The 18420-nt window shown below is 55.5% G+C and carries 18 protein-coding genes; 9 read left to right on the top strand and 9 right to left on the bottom strand.

The window, feature by feature from the left end; translation table 11 throughout:
* Positions 1-15 precede the first annotated feature (15 nt).
* The 7 genes from ACFPM8_RS14850 to ACFPM8_RS14820 all read left to right on the top strand — a co-directional run bounded on the left by ACFPM8_RS14850 (position 16) and on the right by ACFPM8_RS14820 (position 8503).
* On the top strand, positions 16-1308 hold the full coding sequence (locus tag ACFPM8_RS14850) for an MFS transporter (protein ID WP_378998344.1): 1293 nt from the start codon (positions 16-18) through the stop codon (positions 1306-1308).
* Entirely contained in the window at positions 1305-2492 is a 1188-nt protein-coding gene (locus ACFPM8_RS14845; protein WP_378998342.1) for an ATP-grasp domain-containing protein, read from the top strand. Before ACFPM8_RS14850 ends, ACFPM8_RS14845 begins: the two co-directional genes overlap by 4 nt.
* A 10-nt stretch (positions 2493-2502) precedes the next feature.
* Positions 2503-3897, top strand: coding sequence for an argininosuccinate lyase (gene argH, locus ACFPM8_RS14840; RefSeq protein ID WP_378998341.1), 1395 nt, complete (start codon positions 2503-2505; stop codon positions 3895-3897).
* Positions 3894-4745: a phytanoyl-CoA dioxygenase family protein gene (locus ACFPM8_RS14835; RefSeq protein ID WP_378998339.1), complete on the top strand. Its 852-nt coding sequence runs from the start codon at positions 3894-3896 to the stop codon at positions 4743-4745. The genes argH (ACFPM8_RS14840) and ACFPM8_RS14835 overlap by 4 nt, the downstream gene beginning before the upstream one ends.
* Positions 4746-4927: 182 nt before the next feature.
* Positions 4928-6109, top strand: coding sequence for an ATP-grasp domain-containing protein (locus ACFPM8_RS14830; protein ID WP_378998337.1), 1182 nt, complete (start codon positions 4928-4930; stop codon positions 6107-6109).
* Positions 6110-6152: 43 nt separating this feature from the next.
* Positions 6153-7538: an argininosuccinate lyase gene (argH, locus tag ACFPM8_RS14825; RefSeq protein ID WP_378998335.1), complete on the top strand. Its 1386-nt coding sequence runs from the start codon at positions 6153-6155 to the stop codon at positions 7536-7538.
* 35 nt (positions 7539-7573) lie between these two features.
* On the top strand, positions 7574-8503 hold the full coding sequence (locus tag ACFPM8_RS14820) for a LysO family transporter (RefSeq protein ID WP_378998333.1): 930 nt from the start codon (positions 7574-7576) through the stop codon (positions 8501-8503).
* A gap of 77 nt (positions 8504-8580) precedes the next feature.
* Here ACFPM8_RS14820 and ACFPM8_RS14815 read toward each other — a convergent pair whose 3' ends face one another.
* Together ACFPM8_RS14815 and ACFPM8_RS14810 are read right to left on the bottom strand one after the other, a co-directional pair.
* Entirely contained in the window at positions 8581-8937 is a 357-nt protein-coding gene (locus ACFPM8_RS14815; RefSeq protein WP_378998331.1) for an RnfH family protein, read from the bottom strand.
* A complete protein-coding gene (locus ACFPM8_RS14810; protein WP_378998330.1) occupies positions 8912-9352 on the bottom strand; it encodes a type II toxin-antitoxin system RatA family toxin in 441 nt (146 codons plus the stop codon). The genes ACFPM8_RS14815 and ACFPM8_RS14810 overlap by 26 nt, the downstream gene beginning before the upstream one ends.
* Positions 9353-9419: 67 nt before the next feature.
* On the opposite strand from ACFPM8_RS14810, the gene smpB reads away from it, so the two are divergent.
* Positions 9420-9869, top strand: a complete 450-nt coding sequence (gene smpB / locus ACFPM8_RS14805; RefSeq protein WP_378998328.1) for an SsrA-binding protein SmpB — start codon at positions 9420-9422, stop codon at positions 9867-9869.
* A gap of 104 nt (positions 9870-9973) precedes the next feature.
* On the opposite strand, the gene ACFPM8_RS14800 is transcribed toward smpB, so the two are convergent.
* The 3 genes from ACFPM8_RS14800 to ppsA form a co-directional block, all read right to left on the bottom strand.
* Positions 9974-10894 (bottom strand): SPFH domain-containing protein, encoded by a 921-nt coding sequence (locus ACFPM8_RS14800; RefSeq protein WP_378998326.1) that lies wholly within the window; start codon positions 10892-10894, stop codon positions 9974-9976.
* A gap of 48 nt (positions 10895-10942) precedes the next feature.
* On the bottom strand, positions 10943-11404 hold the full coding sequence (locus tag ACFPM8_RS14795) for an NfeD family protein (RefSeq protein WP_378998324.1): 462 nt from the start codon (positions 11402-11404) through the stop codon (positions 10943-10945).
* A gap of 105 nt (positions 11405-11509) precedes the next feature.
* A complete protein-coding gene (gene ppsA, locus ACFPM8_RS14790; RefSeq protein ID WP_378998683.1) occupies positions 11510-13867 on the bottom strand; it encodes a phosphoenolpyruvate synthase in 2358 nt (785 codons plus the stop codon).
* A 244-nt stretch (positions 13868-14111) separates the two neighbouring features.
* On the opposite strand from ppsA, the gene ppsR reads away from it, so the two are divergent.
* A complete protein-coding gene (gene ppsR, locus ACFPM8_RS14785) occupies positions 14112-14960 on the top strand; it encodes a posphoenolpyruvate synthetase regulatory kinase/phosphorylase PpsR (protein ID WP_378998322.1) in 849 nt (282 codons plus the stop codon).
* Positions 14961-14974: 14 nt separating this feature from the next.
* Here the strand turns inward: ppsR and ACFPM8_RS14780 are convergent, their stop codons facing one another.
* The 4 genes from ACFPM8_RS14780 to lpxA form a co-directional block, all read right to left on the bottom strand.
* Positions 14975-15760, bottom strand: coding sequence for a TrmH family RNA methyltransferase (locus ACFPM8_RS14780; protein ID WP_378998320.1), 786 nt, complete (start codon positions 15758-15760; stop codon positions 14975-14977).
* 5 nt (positions 15761-15765) lie between these two features.
* Positions 15766-16395 (bottom strand): ribonuclease HII, encoded by a 630-nt coding sequence (gene rnhB / locus ACFPM8_RS14775; protein ID WP_378998318.1) that lies wholly within the window; start codon positions 16393-16395, stop codon positions 15766-15768.
* Positions 16396-16466: 71 nt separating this feature from the next.
* Complete coding sequence (lpxB, locus tag ACFPM8_RS14770; RefSeq protein WP_378998682.1) at positions 16467-17594, bottom strand: lipid-A-disaccharide synthase; 1128 nt, start codon at positions 17592-17594, stop codon at positions 16467-16469.
* A 34-nt stretch (positions 17595-17628) separates the two neighbouring features.
* Complete coding sequence (gene lpxA / locus ACFPM8_RS14765; protein ID WP_378998317.1) at positions 17629-18417, bottom strand: acyl-ACP--UDP-N-acetylglucosamine O-acyltransferase; 789 nt, start codon at positions 18415-18417, stop codon at positions 17629-17631.
* Between the last annotated feature and the right edge of the window lie 3 nt (positions 18418-18420).

Raw genomic sequence — 18420 nt, 5'->3', positions numbered from 1 at the left:
CGCTGAGGCTAGAGTATGAGTCCCCCCATCGGGCAGCAGGCGGCAGATTTCCTTAAAGCCGAGTTCGCGATGAATTGCGGCCGTGGCCTCCTATTCGTTGCATTCACCGTACAGCTATTTCGCAGTAGCGGGGACATCTGGTACAACATGATCTACGTCACAAGCGACGCTCTCTTCGCCTTTGTCGTGCCACTCGTCACGGGTTCGTGGGTGGATAGGCACGGGCCGGCGCAACTCGTATCACGAGCTACAGCGGCGACCAGCGCAATACTAGTCATGCTGGCGTTGACTCTGACCATTCATGGCCCGCATGCAGACATAATGCTGCTTGCAAGCGTGCTCATCGGCGTGCTGAACTCAGCCATCCGCATTGGCGTGTTTGTGTTGGTGCCGACACTGGTGCACGCTAGTAGCCTTATCAACATGAACGGGCGGCATCAGCTCGCCTCACAAGGGGGCCTCTTGCTCGGTGTGCTGGTCGCCGGCGCCGTGATGGATCGGGTGGGCCTCGTCCACTGCCTGTTCGCGATCGCCGCGGGCACAGCCGTAGCCGGGTGGTTCTATGCGCGCGCAAGTACAGGACTTGTCGCCACCTCTGCCAAACCAACCTATAGCGGCAATCTGTTCCGTGGCTTCGCACGCATGCTGGGCACGGTCATGCGTTCGCCGGAGATAATTTGGGTCATCGTGCTCGGCGCGGCGGATCTGGTCGTGGTGGCTCTGTTCAACCTTTCACTTCCGCTGCTGGTGGAGCGACATCTGGACGGTAGAGCCATGATCTTGTCGACGGTGGACGTGATGTTTACGCTCGGCTCAATCACTCTAGGCTGGCTGGTGGCGCGACACAACCTGGAGATACCTCAGTTGCACCGCGTGCTGTTGTTGATGCCCATCGTTGCCATCGCCACCATGTTGCAACTGATCTTCTTCGAGGCATACGCCTACTTCCTACTGGTCTACGTGCTGGGCTTCGCCACCGCCTCGCATACGGTTTACTTCACGACCACGGTGCAGGCGTTAGTGGCTCCGGAGTTGCGCGGGCGGTTTGCGGCGATCCGGCGCATGACTTCCGCAACACTGGTCGGTACGTGTACCTACACCTTCACTGCAGCCTACGCGGGCATGGGTCTGCCCAGCGCGGTGACCATGGCGACACTCATATGCGTTGCGCTAGCGCTTTGCTGTCTTGCGTGGGTGCTGTTGCGACGCGAGGCCGCGAAGAATACACATGCCGATCTGGCTCGCGAGTTCACCAAAATTTGCGACCCATCCACGTCTTTTTCTACCTCCATGGAGTCATCAAGATGAATAAGAGACTGATTATCGTCGGTGGTGGTCCCGGTCTATGTGATCGTGCCAAACTTTTCGGTGCCGAGTTGACACTTGTAGACCTACCGGGGATTTTTGATCCCGTTCTGCTGCCTTTCGCCAAGCGCACTATCGTGTCCGACTATGAAAGTGACGCCGGCCTGATCCCAATGCTGCAGGCCCTGCACGGGATTGAGCCCTTTGACGGCGTAATCTCAATGACAGAGTTGGCGCTGCTTCCAGCTGCGCGCATTTCGCGTGCACTTGACTTGGGCGGTGTGAGTGTTGAAGCCGTTGAACGCACGCGCGACAAAGTGCTGATGCGGGGATGGCTAGCCGAAAAGAACTTCCCAAGCGCGCCAGCCGCGTCGGCCACGTCGTCGATAGGCATTGCCGCCTTTGCCGAGAGGCACGGATTCCCCGTCATTGCAAAGCCGCGCTACGGGCAGGGCAGCCAACGCATCCTACGTTTCGACAACAAAGCCCAGATCATTGCAGCAAACATTGAGAACGAAGATCTTGTCGTCGAAGCATACCTCGATGGTCGCGAGTTCTCGGTGGAAAGCTTTAGCTTCGGCCGCCGCCACGTAGTCTATGCGGTGACTAGCAAGCTGACCAACAGCGACGATCTGCTCAATCCCTACGTCGAAATCGGACACGTCGTGCCTGCGGACATCTCCGAACGAGAGCACGAGACCATTGTTCAATACGTCCAGGGTTTCCTCGACGTGATGGAGATCACTGACGTCTGTACGCATACTGAGCTGCGGTTAACGAGCAATGGTCCTGTTGTCATCGAAACGCACACCCGCGTTGGCGGCGACTCGATCCCTTCGCTAGTGCGCAATGCCACCGGCGCTGACATGCTCGACTTCGCAGTGCAATGGCCGCTTGGACAAATCGACGACGAACCGCCAATGCCGCGTTCGCTTGGAGCTGCCGCGATCCGCTTCTTCACTCCGCCAGCTGGCACGGTCCAGACAATTTGTGGTGTAGAGCGCTGGCGCGGCCATGCTGGCGTTATCAAGCTGCACTTGCCGCTGAAGCCCGGTGACAAGGTGAGCGCACCCAAGGATTCGTTCAATCGTGTGGGCTATGTAGTGTGCGTCGGCACTGACCCAGTGGCCGCGATGCAGACATGCAAGGATGTCGTATCCGGAATCTTTATCGAAATCGTAGCGTAGGTACAAAGCCATGGACGCAACAACAAAACGGGTACTTGACACCGTCAATTCGTCGGTAGACTTCGACTACCGCCTCGCGCAGGCCGATGTTGCTTGCACCTCAGCCCACGTCGCCATGCTGGCGCGACAAGGTATTCTGAGCGGTGAGGACAGCGAGGTGTTGCTAGCCGGACTGAAGCAAATTGGTGTCGACATCGACGAAGGCAGCTTTATATGTAAGCCGGAGCTTGAGGACATTCACATGAACGTGGAAGCCGAACTCGAGCGTCACGTGGGTATGATGGCCGGTAAGATCGGTGCAGCCCGTGGACGCAATGACCTCGCGGTCACTGCGCTTCGCATGTGGATTCGCGATAAGTGCGATGAAGTACTCGGCAAGCTGTTCGAATTGATCGCTGCCTTCGTCGAACAGGCCGAGCAACATGCTCGAACAGTGATGCCAGGCATGACCCACCTGCAGGCTGCGCAGCCAGTAAGCTTCGGCCATTTGTGTCTTGCCTATGCGGAGATGTTCTTCCGTGATGCACGCCGCTTCGGGCAAGTGCGCGAGTGGCTCAACGAATCGCCGCTGGGCGCCTGTGCATTAGCAGGCACCAGCTTTAACATCGATCGCGAATTTACGGCTGTACAACTCGGCTTCGCGCAACCCACGGCCAATTCCATTGATAGCGTGGCCGACCGCGACTTCGTGCTCGACTTCCTCGGCGCCTGCGCAACCGCGTCTATCCATGCATCTCGCTTTGCCGAAGACGTGGTGATCTGGATCACGCCACAGTTCGGGTTTCTGTCGCTACCGGACTTCTTGGCGGGACGTTCAGCCATCATGCCGCACAAGCGCAACCCAGATGCACTGGAACTTGTGCGCGCCAAAAGTGGGCGAATCGTCGGCAACCTGAACACAGTGCAGATCGTACTCAAGGGGCTCACCATGTCGTACTGTCGGGACATGCAAGAAGACAAGGAAGCGACCTTCGATTCGGCCGATGCGATCTGCCTTTCGCTTGACGTGCTCAGGCTCGTTGTCGAGCACCTGACAGTACACGAGGACGCAATGCGCACCGCCGCGAACACGGGCTTCACCACTTCAACCGACTTCGCGGACTGGCTCACGCGCGAGAAACACATTCCCTTCCGGCAAGCACACCACATGATGTCCAGTCTGGTGGATCTAGCGCAAAAAAGCGGCTGCACGTTGGCAGAACTGCCACCGGCAACTCGAGCACAGGTTGATGAGCGCCTCGGCGCGCCGGATTGGCCACAATTCAGCGCCGATGAATCAATATCGTCGCGCACTAGCCACGGAGGTACCGCGCCGAGTCGCATCTTACAGGCGGCGCAGCACATGACCAGACGCGTCAGTGACCTCCAGCACGTTCATAACTCAGGTAAGGGGCAACATAGATGAAGAGCAGCAACATCACAACACAACAAATTCTCATAGCGGAGAACGAGTACTGGAGCAAGGGTTATACGGTGCTCAAAGGGATATTTTCGCCCGAGGACGTTGCCTCGTGGCGTAAGGAGTGTCAACGGCTGTGGACGCTGCCCGGTCTGCTGGACGACTTGAATCTGCGCAGCGAATTCCGTCGCAATACCTCTGGCACCTGCATCGTCGACCGGCTCGATCCGGTGGTCGATATCTCGCCGATGCTTCTCGACGCAGTGCTCGATGCTCGCCTTCTGGACCCGCTAGAGAAGATCCTGCGAGGTCCGCTATCGCTGCTCAAATGCAAGCTCATCCGCAAGTCACCCAATACCGGCGGATATGCACAGCACCAAGATTTTCTGTATTGGCGCTGGTTAGACATGTCGGCAGATTCTCTTTGCTCAGTGGGCATTACGCTGTACCCGAGCAATGAGGAATCAGGTGGCATTGAGTTCTTCCCTGGCTACCACAAAGCACTTCTGCCCAGCGCGGACGGCAATCCCAATGCCGACTTCAACATCGAGCAGATCGATGTGAGCACCGGCGAAACGCCCGAACTGGAGCCAGGCGACGCACTGATCTTCCACGCTCTCACTCCGCACCGCAGTGGACCGAATCTTTCATCACACCCACGTACATTGCTTCTGCCGTCGTACGCCGTTACGCAGCAAGTGGACCTATATGCCAAGTACTACATGCGCGAAGTGGCACGTCGCTGCAACGAGTTCGTAGGTTTCGAGAACTATGAGATGGCGCTCAAAGCTGTGTCAGACCGGCACGTTGCACGATTGGGGCCTCGGAAGCAATGGAACCTAAAACCCCGTTAAGGATATGCGTCGTTATGGCTACTCAATCGTCCCAGTTCACCTCACCGCAGCAGGTTTATGCGACTGACTTGACAGTGATTCGATACTCGTTCAGTTCCTAATTTCCTATTTCTTAACCTGGCTTGCTGTTCCATTGCACCCTAGCCCCCCAACTCTAATCATAGAAACTCGCCGAAAATCCCATGAAAGAAATTCTCGTGTTGCATCCCGTTGCCGAATACACGCTGCGCCGCATGCTGGACATGTGTGATCGTCGTGGGTGGAAACTTTCCATCATCACCATCGAATCGTCAACCGTCGGCGGCGATGGTAAGCGACTGCACCGCTGGCTACGCGTGCGCGAGCTCAGCGATGACCCCGCTGACCTGCTGCGTAGTGTAAAGGGCATGGACATCGACGCCGTGGTGCCAGGCAACGAATTCGCGGTCATCGCTGCCGACATACTGGCGAAGGAACTAGGCCTCCCCGGGAACGACCCGCAAGCCATCCAGGCGTCGCGCAACAAGCGACTGATGCGTAATGCCTTCGAGGCCGCATATGTGCCTCAGCCCAAGGTGATTGGAACGCTATCTTCGATCGAGGAAGCTCGGGTGTTCGATTGGAGCCGCGTACGGTTCCCGGTCATCGTCAAACCGATAAACATGGCGATGAGTCTCTTTGTGAGGCTGTGCCATACGCCCGACGAAGTCTTGGAGAATTTGGAACGGATGTTCTTGTTCAAAAAATCCAAATTAACCAACTATGCATTCACACTCCAGGCCATCGTTGAGGAATTTGCCGACGGTCAAGAATACAGCTTGGAATGTATCGTCGAAGGTGGCGAGGTTATCGCGATGTACCCTACGCGTAAGTTCGTCCCTCCGTTTCCTTCGTGTTTCGAGATAGGCCATGTGAATGCTGAGATATTCGACAGCGCACAGCGCGAGCGGCTGTTGGATGTGGCGCAGCGTGTGGCGTTGAGTTGGAAGCTCGTTGCCGGTGTGATGCATGTGGAACTCAAAATCGGTGTTTCTGGGATCAAGGTTATTGAGGCTGGTTGCCGCATCGCGGGAGACCACATTTCCGAACTGGTGGAGGGGCGCTATGGTGTTTCATTTGAAGAAGTACTGCTGTGTCAACGCGCTGGCCTAGGTGTACGCAATCTTGTAACTACGCCGGTAAGCGGCGACTATTACGGTATCAAATTTCTTTTTCCGCAGACCCGGCTGCTGCACCCAATCAGCGATCTGCGTGAGGTTCAGTACCATTTCTCTCTCGATCAGAACGTAAGTGGCGACGCATGGTCCGTCAATCAACGGCTTGGCTATTGCATGTGCGCGAGCTCTGACTATTCACGCCTCTGCGAGTTCGTGGGCTCGGCGTGAACCACAGTGATTTCTTTCATTTACACACACTACCAAGAAAATTATGGCAACTGACAAATGCATGCTCATCCGTGGTCGATTTGCAACCAAACTTACTGACGTCATGGAAGCTATCAATGCGTCCATCGATTTCGACCAGCAGATGGCGATGCAGGACATTGACGGCTCGTTGGCTCACAGCGAGATGTTGAGTGACCAAGGCATCATCACTAAGGAAGATCATCAACTCATCGCGTCCGGCCTGTCGAACATCCGGCAGGAAATCAGCGAGGGCAAGTTCAAATTTTCGAGAAGTCTTGAAGACATCCACATGAACGTCGAGTCAAGGCTGCACGACCTGATCGGCATGGTCGCCGGCCGCCTGCACACGGCGCGCAGCCGTAACGATCAGGTCGCCACCGACTTTCGCCTGTGGGTGCGCGACGCTCACGACCGCGCCGACGAATTGCTCGGCGAGTTGCTGCACACGCTGCTTGACCGGGCCGAGGAACATGCGAACACTGTGATGCCCGGCTTCACGCACATGCAAAGCGCGCAACCGATCACATTCGGCCACCACCTGATGGCCTACGTCGAGATGTTCGGTCGCGATCTGTCGCGTGTGCGTGACTCTCGTCGTCGCATGAACGAGTCGCCGTTGGGTGCCGCCGCGCTGGCGGGAACGTCCTTTATGATCGACCGCGATAAAACGGCGAGGGCTCTGCGCTTCGATCGCCCTATGCGCAATTCGCTCGACAGTGTGTCCGACCGCGACTTCGCGGTGGAATACCTCTCGTTCGCGTCGCTGTCTATGGTGCACTTGTCCCGTTTATCAGAAGAGATAGTGTTGTGGATGTCGCCATTGTTCGATTTCATCAAACTGTCCGATGAGTGGACTACCGGTTCGTCGATCATGCCGCAAAAGCGCAACCCCGACGCAGCCGAGCTGATCCGCGGCAAGGTCGGCCGCGTCAACGGCTCGCTCGCTGGCCTGCTGACAATGATGAAGGGCTTGCCTCTGGCCTTCTCCAAGGACATGCAAGAAGACAAGGAGCAGACCTTCGACGCCGCCAGCACATTGGAAATCTGCCTGCAGGCCATGATCGGCATGGTAAGTGACATGCAGCCCGTGAAGGAGCGCATGCGCACTGCTGCTGGCCTAGGCCACGCTACGGCCACCGATCTCGCCGACTGGCTCACCCGCTTCATTGGAATCCCCTTCCGTGAAGCGCACCACATCACCGGTCGGCTCGTACGCGAAGCCGACCACCGTGGCGTCAGCCTAGAAGAAATCCCGCTCGACGCGATGCAGGCCGTCGACGGTCGTATCACCGCCGATGTATACATCGTGCTCGGGGTAGACAACTCAGTAAACTCGCGGGTGAGCTTCGGTGGCACTGCACCGGCCAATGTGCTAAAGCAAGTTGCGGGCTGGAGAAATCGTCTTTGAAGCTGACTTTTCCCTCATGAAGCAAAATATTTAACATGCAAGCCATATTCCACTCCATTTTCCCAATACTAATTGCGCTAGTCATAGGCTACGGTGCTGGAAGGCTACTGCCGCAAGAAATCTCAACGCTGATCGGAAAATTAATAAACCCATTTGTGTGGCTACTGCTTTTCGCCATTGGATATGACTTTGGCAATATTCTAGGAGAACCCTCGGCTGCATGGAAAACGTTTTATATTGCTATTTCTTTCGCATTTCTAACGACAATCATTCCGTGGTACATGATTTTCTTCTTTGTTAAATCAAAGGAACATACTGACGGCAATACTGGAAAGAGGAATGAGGCGCTCAAATACATATGGAGTTCGTTAATTGCATGCAGCATCGCATTAACGATGGTTTTATGCGGAATCTTTGTCTCAAAGTTAGAGCTAGCCATTGGCATGAGCATGAGCATGGGGTGGCTGCCATCAACCGATATTCTGCTCTACACATTGATTTTCATAGTTGGTGTGGATTGTGTTGGCGTAAAACTTGATCCGACATGGATTTCCGCCAAGATTCTTGCCATACCTGTTCTTGTCATTATCGGTTCTCTGGCAGGTGGCTGTATCGCTTATTTTATTACAGGAGAAAATATTCGAACATCCTTGGCTCTATCCAGTGGTTTTGGATGGTTCACCCTCTCTGGGGTCCTAGTATCGAGCAAATTAGGCGAGTCTTATGGTGCGATTGCGCTCTTGATTGACCTATTTCGTGAGCTGATTGCAATTCTTCTGTTATATACAACAGGTGCTCATTTTTCTCAGGCCTGTATTGGCGCTAGCGGAGCCACTGCTCTGGATTCAACACTCCCCATCATCAAACAGACATGCAGCCCTTCCAGCATTCCAATAGCGCTAACAAGTGGACTCATTCTGACTTTGTTCGCGCCTTTTTTAATTTCGTTTTTCTTGTCAAAGTAATTGCCAAGCAATGAGCCGTCTGTCGGGGCGGAAATCAAATTTTTGGACAAAGCCAGGTCCTCAAAGACACATATATTTTATTTTTTCCCGCTAAGATTCTTTGCTTCCGTATCAGCTACTTTCTTTGCACGCTTGCGCCGCGACTCCATCGGATCGGCTATCAGTGGCCGGTAAATTTCGATCCGATCCTGATCGCGCAGCACGGTGTCCAGCGTTTTCAATTTGCCGAAAATTCCGACGCGCCAGCAGCTCAGGTCAATCTCGCGAATTTCTTCCAGCAAACCGCTGCGTTTGATGGCGTCATGCAGCAACGTCCCCGGCGGCACCGTCAAATCTTTGACAATCTGGATCGTCGGCGTCGCGTAGCAGACCTGTATCCGCAGGTCTTGGCTGGTGTCGGCGGTCATCTCAGTCATGGCTGCCATACACCGCATCGGCGCGCTTACAGAATGAATCGACAAAACTGTTGGCGATCATGCTGAACACCGGCCCGATCAACTTCTCCAGAATTTTGCTAGAAAATTCATAGTGCAAATCGAATTCGATCTTGCAGGCATCGGCCCGCAATGCCTTGAAATGCCAGTTGCCATCGAGATGTTTAAACGGTCCTTCGAGTAGACGCATCTGCATCGAGCTCGATGGCGTGTTGGAATTTTCGGTAGTAAACGATTGTTTTATGCCGTGATAGTGTATGTTGAGCGTCGCAATCAATTTCCCCTCAGCGCGCTCGCGGACATCGACGCCGCCGCACCACGGCAAGAATTGCGGGTAGTCTTCGACCCGATCAACCAGCGCAAACATCTGTTCAGCGCTATACCCCAAGAGAACCGTTTTATGCACTACTGCCATTGAATATCAACCGTTTGATAGAATCACAGCTTGAAATTTTAACCGACCTGCACGACTTCCCACCAACATGAGCATTATTGATAATAAAAAAGCCTTTCACGATTATTTCATCGAAGAGCGTTTCGAAGCGGGTATGGAACTTCATGGCTGGGAAGTAAAGGCGATCCGCGCCGGACGCGCTCAGCTAAAAGAAGCTTACGTCATCGTGCGCAACGGTGAAGTGTTCCTGTTCGGCGCGCATATCAGCGCCCTCCTCAGCGCCTCCAGCCACGTTCATCCGGAAGCGGTACGCACACGCAAGCTGTTGTTGCATGCCGAGGAAATCAAGAAATTGATAGGCAAGGTCGAGCGCGCCGGATATACGCTGGTGCCGATCAACCTGCATTACTTACGCGGCCGGATCAAATGCGAAATCGGTCTGGCCAAGGGTAAGAAACAGCATGACAAACGCGCCACCGAGCGGCAACGTGACGGCGAGCGCGAAGTTCAGGCAGCGATGAAACAGCACAGGCGTTAAATAGCCCTTCTTCCGAAAAAAAGCGGCGGCCTTGGCGAAATCTGATTTTCGCCAAAGCCGCCGTTTTGTATTCACTACCGCAAGCAGTATTTTTGCTAATCAGTTCATTGAGGCTTGGCTTGCGATTTGACTACTTGCATCGCAGTGGCAATCAGTCCGCTCATATCGCCCAGATTGGCAGGCACGATGATCGAGTTATTGGTTTTCGCGAGTTGACTGAAGGCGGCCACGTATTGTTCGGCCACTTTCAGATTCACCGCATCCGAACCGCCCGGCTGCTGGATGGCGGCAGCGGTTTTACGAATCGCTTCGGCACTCGCTTCGGCAATCGACAGAATCGCTGCGGCCTGACCTTGGGCGCGATTGATGGAAGCCTGCTTTTCTCCCTCGGACTTGGCAATCGACGCTTCGCGCTCACCGGTGGCGATATTGATCTGCTCCTGCTTGCGGCCTTCCGATGCGGCGATCAAAGCGCGCTTCTCGCGTTCTGCCGTGATTTGCGCCTGCATCGCATGCAGGATTTCCTTCGGCGGGGTCAGATCCTTGATTTCATAACGCAAGACTTTGACGCCCCAGTTGGCAGCCGACTCGTCGATCGCGCTGACGATGGTGGTGTTGATGTGATCGCGCTCTTCAAAAGTTTTATCGAGTTCCATCTTGCCGATTACTGAACGCAACGTGGTTTGCGCCAATTGCGTGATCGCGGCGATGTAGTTGGAGGAACCATACGAGGCGCGCATCGGATCGGTAATCTGGAAATACAAAATGCCGTCAACTTGCAACTGTGTGTTGTCGCGAGTGATACATACTTGCGGCGGTACGTCGAGCGGGATTTCTTTCAGGATGTGCTTGTAAGCGATGCGATCGATAAAGGGCACCACAATGTTCAAACCCGGACCCAACGTTGCATGATATTTCCCCAGTCGCTCGACCACCCAGGCATGCTGCTGCGGCACGACCTTGATCGTTTTGACGACGAATACGATCGCAATGATCAACAGGATTAACGAGACGCTTCCGAACATGATTTATTTCCTTTATTGGTAGTTTGAACGTCTATCTGAATCGATTTCTTACTTATTAATTTTTCCTGGGCTGTTCGCAACTATCAGCCGGCTTCCTCGTATTTCCTGAATGAAGAATACGCCGGCCTGCGCGATCGCATCTTGTACCAGTTCGACATCCCACATCGCACCGCGGTACTTCACGCGTGCCGTGTATTTAGCCCTCTCGCCGCTTTCCCGATGCCACTCATCGACTGTGATGGACTGACCGATATCCAGATTGATGTTGGGGTCGCGTTCGGCCTTGACCTTTTTCTGCCGGCCAAACTTGCTGTGCCTGAGGATGTAAATCGCGACCACGGCGACTACGGCGGCAACAATCAATTGCCACTCCAGCTGGAAGCCGATCAGCGCGGCGAGCCCTGCGGCAGCCAAGCCGACTGCCAGCATCAATAAATAAAAGGTACCGGTAAATAACTCGGCCACGATCAGTACACCTGCCGCCACCATCCACGTTACCCATTGGGCCATGTGCCCTCTCCCTGAAGTTTATTGTCGGAGTAGTCTAACGCACAAATAAAAAAAAACGCGAGCACTCGGCTCGCGTTTTTACTACGGTACAAATTTAAATATCATTTACTGCACGGCAGCCAGCTTCTGCCACGTATCAATCACCGAATCCGGATTCAAGGAAATCGATTCGATCCCTTGTTTCATCAGCCATTCGGCAAAATCAGGATGGTCGGATGGGCCTTGGCCGCAAATACCAACGTACTTGCCCTTGGCGATACAGGTCGCAATCACTTTGCTGAGTAGCGCCAGGATCGCCGGATCACGTTCGTCGAAATCAGCCGCCAGCAATTCCATGCCGGAGTCCCGATCCAGACCCAAGGTCAGCTGGGTCAGGTCGTTGGAGCCGATAGAGAAGCCGTCGAAGTGTTCCAGGAATTGCTCGGCCAGGATCGCATTCGATGGCACTTCGCACATCATGATCACGCGCAGACCGTTCTCGCCGCGCACCAGGCCATTTTTGCCCAGCAGGCCGATCACCTTCTCGGCTTGTCCCAAGGTCCGGACGAACGGCACCATGATCTCGACATTGGTCAAGCCCATGTCGTTGCGTACACGCTTCATGGCTTGGCACTCCATTTCGAATGCTTCAGCAAAGTCGGCTGCCAGGTAACGCGCGGCGCCGCGGAAACCGAGCATTGGATTTTCTTCGTCCGGCTCGTAACGCGAACCGCCGATCAGCTTCTTGTACTCGTTCGACTTGAAGTCGGACAGGCGCACGATGACTTTTTTCGGCCAGAATGCTGCCGCAATCGTGGCAATCCCTTCTGCCAGCTTGTCGACGTAAAAAGCCCTTGGCGATGCGTGTCCGCGCGCCACCGATTCAACCGCCTTCTTCAGGTCGGGATCGATGTGCGGGTATTCCAGAATCGCACGCGGGTGGACGCCGATATTGTTGTTGATGATGAATTCCAGGCGAGCCAGGCCGACACCGCCGTTTGGAATCGACTGGAAATCGAAAGCCAGTTGCGGGTTACCGACGTTCATCATGATTTTCAACGGCAATTTTGCCAATTCGCCGCGCGCCACTTCGGTCACTTCAGTTTCTAGCAGACCGTCGTAAATCTTGCCTTCGTCGCCTTCGGCGCAGGACACCGTCACCAGCGTGCCGTCTTTCAGCATTTCGGTGGCATCGCCGCAACCGACCACCGCCGGCACGCCCAATTCACGCGCGATGATCGCAGCGTGGCAGGTACGGCCGCCACGGTTGGTGACAATCGCCGAGGCGCGCTTCATCACCGGTTCCCAGTTAGGATCGGTCATGTCGGCTACCAGCACGTCGCCCGGCTGGACCCGTTCCATTTCGGATGCATCATGAATCACGCGGACTGGGCCGGCGCCGATTTTCTGGCCGATTGCGCGGCCGGAGGCCAGCACATTGCCTATGCCCTTGAGCTTGAAGCGTTGCTGCGCATCGGTCGCCTTTTCCTGCGATTTAACGGTTTCCGGACGCGCTTGCAAAATGTAGAGCTTGCCGTCGCGCCCGTCTTTGCCCCATTCGATATCCATCGGGCGCTGATAGTGGTTCTCGATGATGGCCGCGTATTTGGCGAGTTCGACGATTTCCGCATCGTCGAGCGAATAGCGATTGCGCAGTTCGATCGGGACGTCGACGGTTTTGACCGAACGGCCGGCTTTGGCTTCGCCGGTGAATTCCATCTTGATCAGCTTGGAGCCGATGTTGCGACGGATAATCGGCAGCTTGCCTTGTTCCAGCATTGGTTTGTGAACGTAGAATTCGTCCGGATTGACCGCGCCCTGCACCACCGTTTCGCCCAGGCCGTAGCTGGACGTAATGAAGACGACATCCTTGAAGCCGGACTCGGTATCCAGTGTAAACATGACGCCGGCAGCGCCGAGATCGGAGCGCACCATGCGCTGGACGCCGGCCGACAACGCCACTTCGGCGTGAGTAAAGCCCTTATGCACGCGATAGGAAATCGCGCGGTCGTTATACAAGGATGCGAACACGTGTTTCATTGCTTCCAGCACGTTGTCGATGCCGACCACGTTGAGGAAGGTCTCTTGCTGACCGGCAAACGATGCATCCGGCAAGTCTTCGGCAGTCGCCGATGAGCGCACCGCAAACGACATTTCGCTGGAAGAATCGGCCACCAGGCGTTCGTAGAAATCCTTAATTTCCTGTTCCAGACGCGGCTGGAATGGGGTTTCCACAATCCATTGACGAATTTCAGCGCCGGCTTGCGCAAGCGCCCTGACGTCTTCAACATTTAATGTTGCAAGCCGATCGGCAATCCGATCCGCCAGCGGCAATCCGCCGTTTGCACTATGCGACAGGAAATCACGGAACGCCTGCGCAGTGGTGGCAAAGCCACCCGGTACGCGAACCCCGGCGCCGGCCAATTGGCTGATCATTTCACCCAGCGATGCGTTTTTTCCGCCGACGGAATCGACATCCGTCATCCGCAGATTTTCAAAGGAGCTAACGTAAGCCGCCCCCTCGGGAGCACCCATCTGTATTGCATTGGACATAACAACCTCTAGTTTGATGATAAGAAATCTTCACAATTGCCTTCACCGCCCTTGGCTTTTTGTTATTCTTCGTCGGGTGGTTTGAAATAATCAGTTGGCGGCCATTTTACAGGCAGCGTCAGTTTTTTTCCTTACAAGCCCCTATTTTTTAACGGCTTTACTCTTTAATAACACTATGGTTCATACCGCCTCCACCCCGCTGATTGCAGCCAACCGTACCGTTTTCTTTGTCTCCGATGGCACCGGCATTACCGCTGAAACCTTCGGCCACTCGGTACTGACCCAGTTCGACCTGCGCTTCAAACAGGTGCGTCTGCCGTTCATCGATACGCTGGACAAAGCCTACGAGGCGACCCGCAAGATCAACGAGGCTTATGCAGCGGATGGGAAATTGCCGATCGTCTTTTCGACGCTGGTGAAGGCTGATCTGTCGCAAGTCATCCAGCACGCCAAAGCGATGCACATGGATTTGATCCAGACTTTTGTCGAGCCGCTGGAAAACGAACTCGGCGTCAAGTCGACGCACACCATCGGCCGCAGTCACAACACCGCCAATACTGACGAATACAAGAATCGGATCGAGGCGATCAATTTTTCGCTGGCGCATGACGACGGTCAATCGCACAAGAATCTGGCCGATGCCGAAGTGATCCTGGTCGGGGTGTCGCGCTCGGGCAAGACGCCGACCAGTCTTTATCTGGCCATGCAATTCGGGGTCAAGGCGGCCAACTATCCGCTGATTCCCGAGGATTTCGAACGGGATAAATTACCCAGCGGCCTCATGCCGTTCAAGCAAAAGATTTTCGGCCTCACGATCGCACCGGACCGGCTATCGGAAATCCGCAATGAACGTCGCCCGGGCAGCAAATATGCTGCGCTGGCAAATTGCCGCTATGAAGTCAACGAAGCAGAAAAAATAATGCGGCGCGAAGGGATACGCTGGATGTCGTCGACCACCAAGTCGATTGAAGAAATTGCGGCGACCATTTTGCAAGAGATCAAGCCGGACATCCGCGCCTTTTAAGTGAGCGAACTTGCTTACTTTTGCGTTTGCCGCACCTGCTCAAAAAAACATATTGCCGCTGCTGCGGCAACGTTCAATGATTCCATCGGCCCCAGGTGCGGGATCACCACATGCTGGCTCGCCAACTGCAACAGGTCCTCGGCAAGTCCCTGCCCTTCATGTCCGAACAGCCAGGCGACCGGTCCTGTCAGATCCGCCTGAAACACACTTTGCGTAGCGTATGAGCTGGTGGCCAGTACCGGTATCCGTGCATGAGCGACGACGGCAGCCAAATCGACGCCTTCAAAAATCTCCAGTAAAAAATGGGCGCCCATGCCGGCCCGCAAAACTTTGGGCGACCAGGCGAATGCGGTCCCGCCCGAACAATAGACCTGCTTGATTCCGGCAGCGGCGGCGCTACGGAGAATCGAACCGAGGTTGCCGGGATCCTGCAAGTTGTCCAGCAATACCGCGGATTGGGTCAGCGCCGACGGCACTACCGATTTCGGCGTGTCGATGACGAACAGCAGGCCGACGCCGTGCTCAACCTGGCTCAACACGTGGTAGTGCGGATCCGGCAATACCACGCACTTCACCGCACCGGCCTCGCATTGTGCGAGCAATGACGCCACCTCGGCATTGAGCAACGCTGTTTCGCTGACCACGCAGAGTGCCGGCAAGCCGACATGCTGCAAATACGACTGCGCCAGATGAACCCCATCCAGCAAGGTGCGCCCGGCCTTGCGCCGTGCCTGCGAGCTGGTGGCCAACAGCTTCAGCTCCTTATACATCGGATTGGCGGATGATGTGATGGATTTCATAGTGTTCAGGAGCTCGATGAGTCGAGATTGGCGGCGAGCAAAGCGCGCACCGGCGCATAGGATTTCCGATGCACCGGCGACACGCCGTGCAAACGCAGTCGCTCCATATGCAGCGCAGTCGGATATCCCTTGTGTTGATCGAACGCATACTGAGGATACTGTGCGTGCAACACCTGCAACGCCGCATCGCGTGCCGTTTTAGCCAGAATCGACGCTGCCGAAATCGCCTGCACCTTGTCATCGCCCTTGATGATGGCTTCGGCGCGAATATTGAGCACCGGACAACGATTGCCGTCAATCAGCGCCAAGGTCGGCAACTTCGACAAACCCTCTACCGCGCGCCGCATCGCCAGCATGGTTGCCTGCAGGATATTGAGCTTGTCGATTTCCGCTTCGGAACATTGGGCGATGGACCAGGCTAATGCGTTACTTTTGATCTGCTCTGCCAGGATTTCGCGGCGCTCTGCGCTGAGTTTTTTGGAATCACGCAAACCGGTGATCGGCCGTTCAGGATCGAGCATCACGGCGGCGGCAAATACCGGCCCAGCCAATGGACCGCGACCGGCCTCGTCAACGCCGCAAATAATTTCGTCGGCATAGGTGAATAGAGACAGGTCGGGATCGGAGTTTTTCACAATGGTTGAGCAGTGATAAATGTAAGAAATGTCGCAATACGCGAAGACGCATTGCCGGTATGCCAGGCAGTTTATTGGCGTCCGATGATCTGCAATACGGCCTGCGCGCTTTCATTGGCGGTATCGCGCAGCAACGCATGATGCATCTCGGTGAAACGCTGGCGCAGCATGGCTTGATGGGCGCTATCGTTCAGTTGCCTCCACAGCGCATCTGCCAGCGCTTGCGGTGTCGCTGCATGCTGCAACAATTCCGGCACGAGAAATTCGCGCGCCAGGATATTGGGTAATCCAATCCATGGCTGGTAGCTCATGTGCCGCAAAATTTCCCAGCTGGCGCGCATCATTTTGTAGGCGATCACCATCGGCTTCTTATACAAGGCGACTTCCAGCGATGCGGTTCCGGATGCCACCAGCACCGCATCGGCTGCCGCCATCGCGGTGTGCGACTGACCGTCGAGCAACTGGATAGGCAAGTCCTGCAGACCGGCCTGGCTGAGCAATTCGCTAAACAGCCGGCGCTGCCTGTCGCCCGCCATCGGAGCGACGAAACGCATGTTTGGATCGCGTTGCGCCAGCAATTTCGCAGCGCCGACAAAACTGGCCGTGTTGTACTTCAGTTCGGACATGCGGCTGCCGGGCATGATCGCTACCACCGTGCCGCTGGCAGGCAAATCTAGCGCTGTGCGTGCAGCTGCCATGTCCGGCACCATCGGAATCACTTGCGCCAGCGGATGGCCAACGTAAGTGACTGGAATCCCGGCCTTGCGATAGATCTCTTCCTCGAACGGAAAGATGACCAGCATATGCGAAGCAGCGCGCGCAATCTTCTTGATCCGCGAGCCGCGCCAGGCCCAGATCGACGGGCCGATAAAATGTACTGTCGGAATACCGGCCTGGCGCAATTGCGCTTCCAGTCCGAAATTGAAATCGGGCGCGTCGACGCCGATAAAGACGTTCGGTTTTTCGGCTAGCAAGCGGTCCCGCAACGCGACCTGGATGCCTTTGATCTCGCGATAATGCGCGAGCACTTCGAACAGGCCGTTGACCGACAATTTTTCCATCGGCCAGTCGCTGACAAAACCATATTCAGCCATTTTCGCGCCGCCGATGCCGTACATACTGGCATCGGGCAAATGCGGACGCAAGCCGGACAGCAGACGACTTGCCAGCAAATCGCCGGAAGTCTCGCCTGCCACCATCGCAATCGACACATTTGAACTTGGCGCCGCCATATCAGCGGATGATGCCACGGCTTGACGACGCGATAAATTCGCGCATCAAACGCAGGTATTCGGCGGACTCGGGTGCCTTGCTTTCTTCCGCTGCCAGCGCGGCCTTGGCTTCTTCCAGCGGCAAGCCGGAACGATAAATCATTTTGTAGGCGCGTTTGATCGCCATGATCTGCGCGCTGCTGAATCCGCGTCGCTTGAGGCCTTCGCTATTAATGCCGGCAGGCACCGCACGATTGCCGGCAGCGGTCACGAACGGCGGGACGTCCTGGCTGACGGCCGCGGTAAATGCCGTCATCGCATGCGCGCCGATGTGACAGAACTGATGCACGGTGGTGAAACCGCCGAGGAATACCCAGTCACCCAGATGAACGTGGCCGGCAAGCGTCGCATTGTTGGCAAGAATAATGTTGTTTCCGATTTGGCAGTCGTGCGCCACATGGACATAGGCCATGATCCAGTTGTCGTTGCCGAGGCGGGTAGCGCCGGCATCCTGGACGGTGCCCAGGTTGAGAGTGACAAATTCGCGAATCGTGTTGCGATCGCCAATTTCCAGCCTGGTTGGCTCGCCCGCATATTTTTTATCTTGCGGCGCGGCGCCGATCGAGCCGAACTGGAAAAAAGTATTGTCGCGGCCAATGCTGGTATGACCTTCGATCACCACATGCGGGCCAATCTTGGTACCGGCCCCGATCGACACATGCGGTCCGATAACCGAGTAAGCGCCAACCTCGACCGAACTATCAAGCGCTGCCTTGGGATCGATAACGGCAGTAGGATGAATACGCGTCATTGC

The sequence above is a fragment of the Paraherbaspirillum soli genome (assembly GCF_042654985.1).
GTDB classification, from domain to species: Bacteria; Pseudomonadota; Gammaproteobacteria; order Burkholderiales; family Burkholderiaceae_D; genus Paraherbaspirillum; species Paraherbaspirillum soli.
This window is presented reverse-complemented; position numbering and strand designations above follow the sequence as displayed.

What these genes read in the sequence shown, in the direction of transcription:
- ACFPM8_RS14850 (WP_378998344.1), top strand. Translation starts at nt 16, where the DNA reads ATGAGTCCCCCCATCGGGCAGCAGGCGGCAGATTTCCTTAAAGCCGAG.
- ACFPM8_RS14845 (WP_378998342.1), top strand. Translation starts at nt 1,305, where the DNA reads ATGAATAAGAGACTGATTATCGTCGGTGGTGGTCCCGGTCTATGTGAT.
- argH (WP_378998341.1), top strand. Translation starts at nt 2,503, where the DNA reads ATGGACGCAACAACAAAACGGGTACTTGACACCGTCAATTCGTCGGTA.
- ACFPM8_RS14835 (WP_378998339.1), top strand. Translation starts at nt 3,894, where the DNA reads ATGAAGAGCAGCAACATCACAACACAACAAATTCTCATAGCGGAGAAC.
- ACFPM8_RS14830 (WP_378998337.1), top strand. Translation starts at nt 4,928, where the DNA reads ATGAAAGAAATTCTCGTGTTGCATCCCGTTGCCGAATACACGCTGCGC.
- argH (WP_378998335.1), top strand. Translation starts at nt 6,153, where the DNA reads ATGGCAACTGACAAATGCATGCTCATCCGTGGTCGATTTGCAACCAAA.
- ACFPM8_RS14820 (WP_378998333.1), top strand. Translation starts at nt 7,574, where the DNA reads ATGCAAGCCATATTCCACTCCATTTTCCCAATACTAATTGCGCTAGTC.
- ACFPM8_RS14815 (WP_378998331.1), bottom strand. Translation starts at nt 8,937, where the DNA reads ATGCGGTGTATGGCAGCCATGACTGAGATGACCGCCGACACCAGCCAA.
- ACFPM8_RS14810 (WP_378998330.1), bottom strand. Translation starts at nt 9,352, where the DNA reads ATGGCAGTAGTGCATAAAACGGTTCTCTTGGGGTATAGCGCTGAACAG.
- smpB (WP_378998328.1), top strand. Translation starts at nt 9,420, where the DNA reads ATGAGCATTATTGATAATAAAAAAGCCTTTCACGATTATTTCATCGAA.
- ACFPM8_RS14800 (WP_378998326.1), bottom strand. Translation starts at nt 10,894, where the DNA reads ATGTTCGGAAGCGTCTCGTTAATCCTGTTGATCATTGCGATCGTATTC.
- ACFPM8_RS14795 (WP_378998324.1), bottom strand. Translation starts at nt 11,404, where the DNA reads ATGGCCCAATGGGTAACGTGGATGGTGGCGGCAGGTGTACTGATCGTG.
- ppsA (WP_378998683.1), bottom strand. Translation starts at nt 13,867, where the DNA reads ATGACGGATGTCGATTCCGTCGGCGGAAAAAACGCATCGCTGGGTGAA.
- ppsR (WP_378998322.1), top strand. Translation starts at nt 14,112, where the DNA reads ATGGTTCATACCGCCTCCACCCCGCTGATTGCAGCCAACCGTACCGTT.
- ACFPM8_RS14780 (WP_378998320.1), bottom strand. Translation starts at nt 15,760, where the DNA reads ATGAAATCCATCACATCATCCGCCAATCCGATGTATAAGGAGCTGAAG.
- lpxB (WP_378998682.1), bottom strand. Translation starts at nt 17,594, where the DNA reads ATGGTGGCAGGCGAGACTTCCGGCGATTTGCTGGCAAGTCGTCTGCTG.
- lpxA (WP_378998317.1), bottom strand. Translation starts at nt 18,417, where the DNA reads ATGACGCGTATTCATCCTACTGCCGTTATCGATCCCAAGGCAGCGCTT.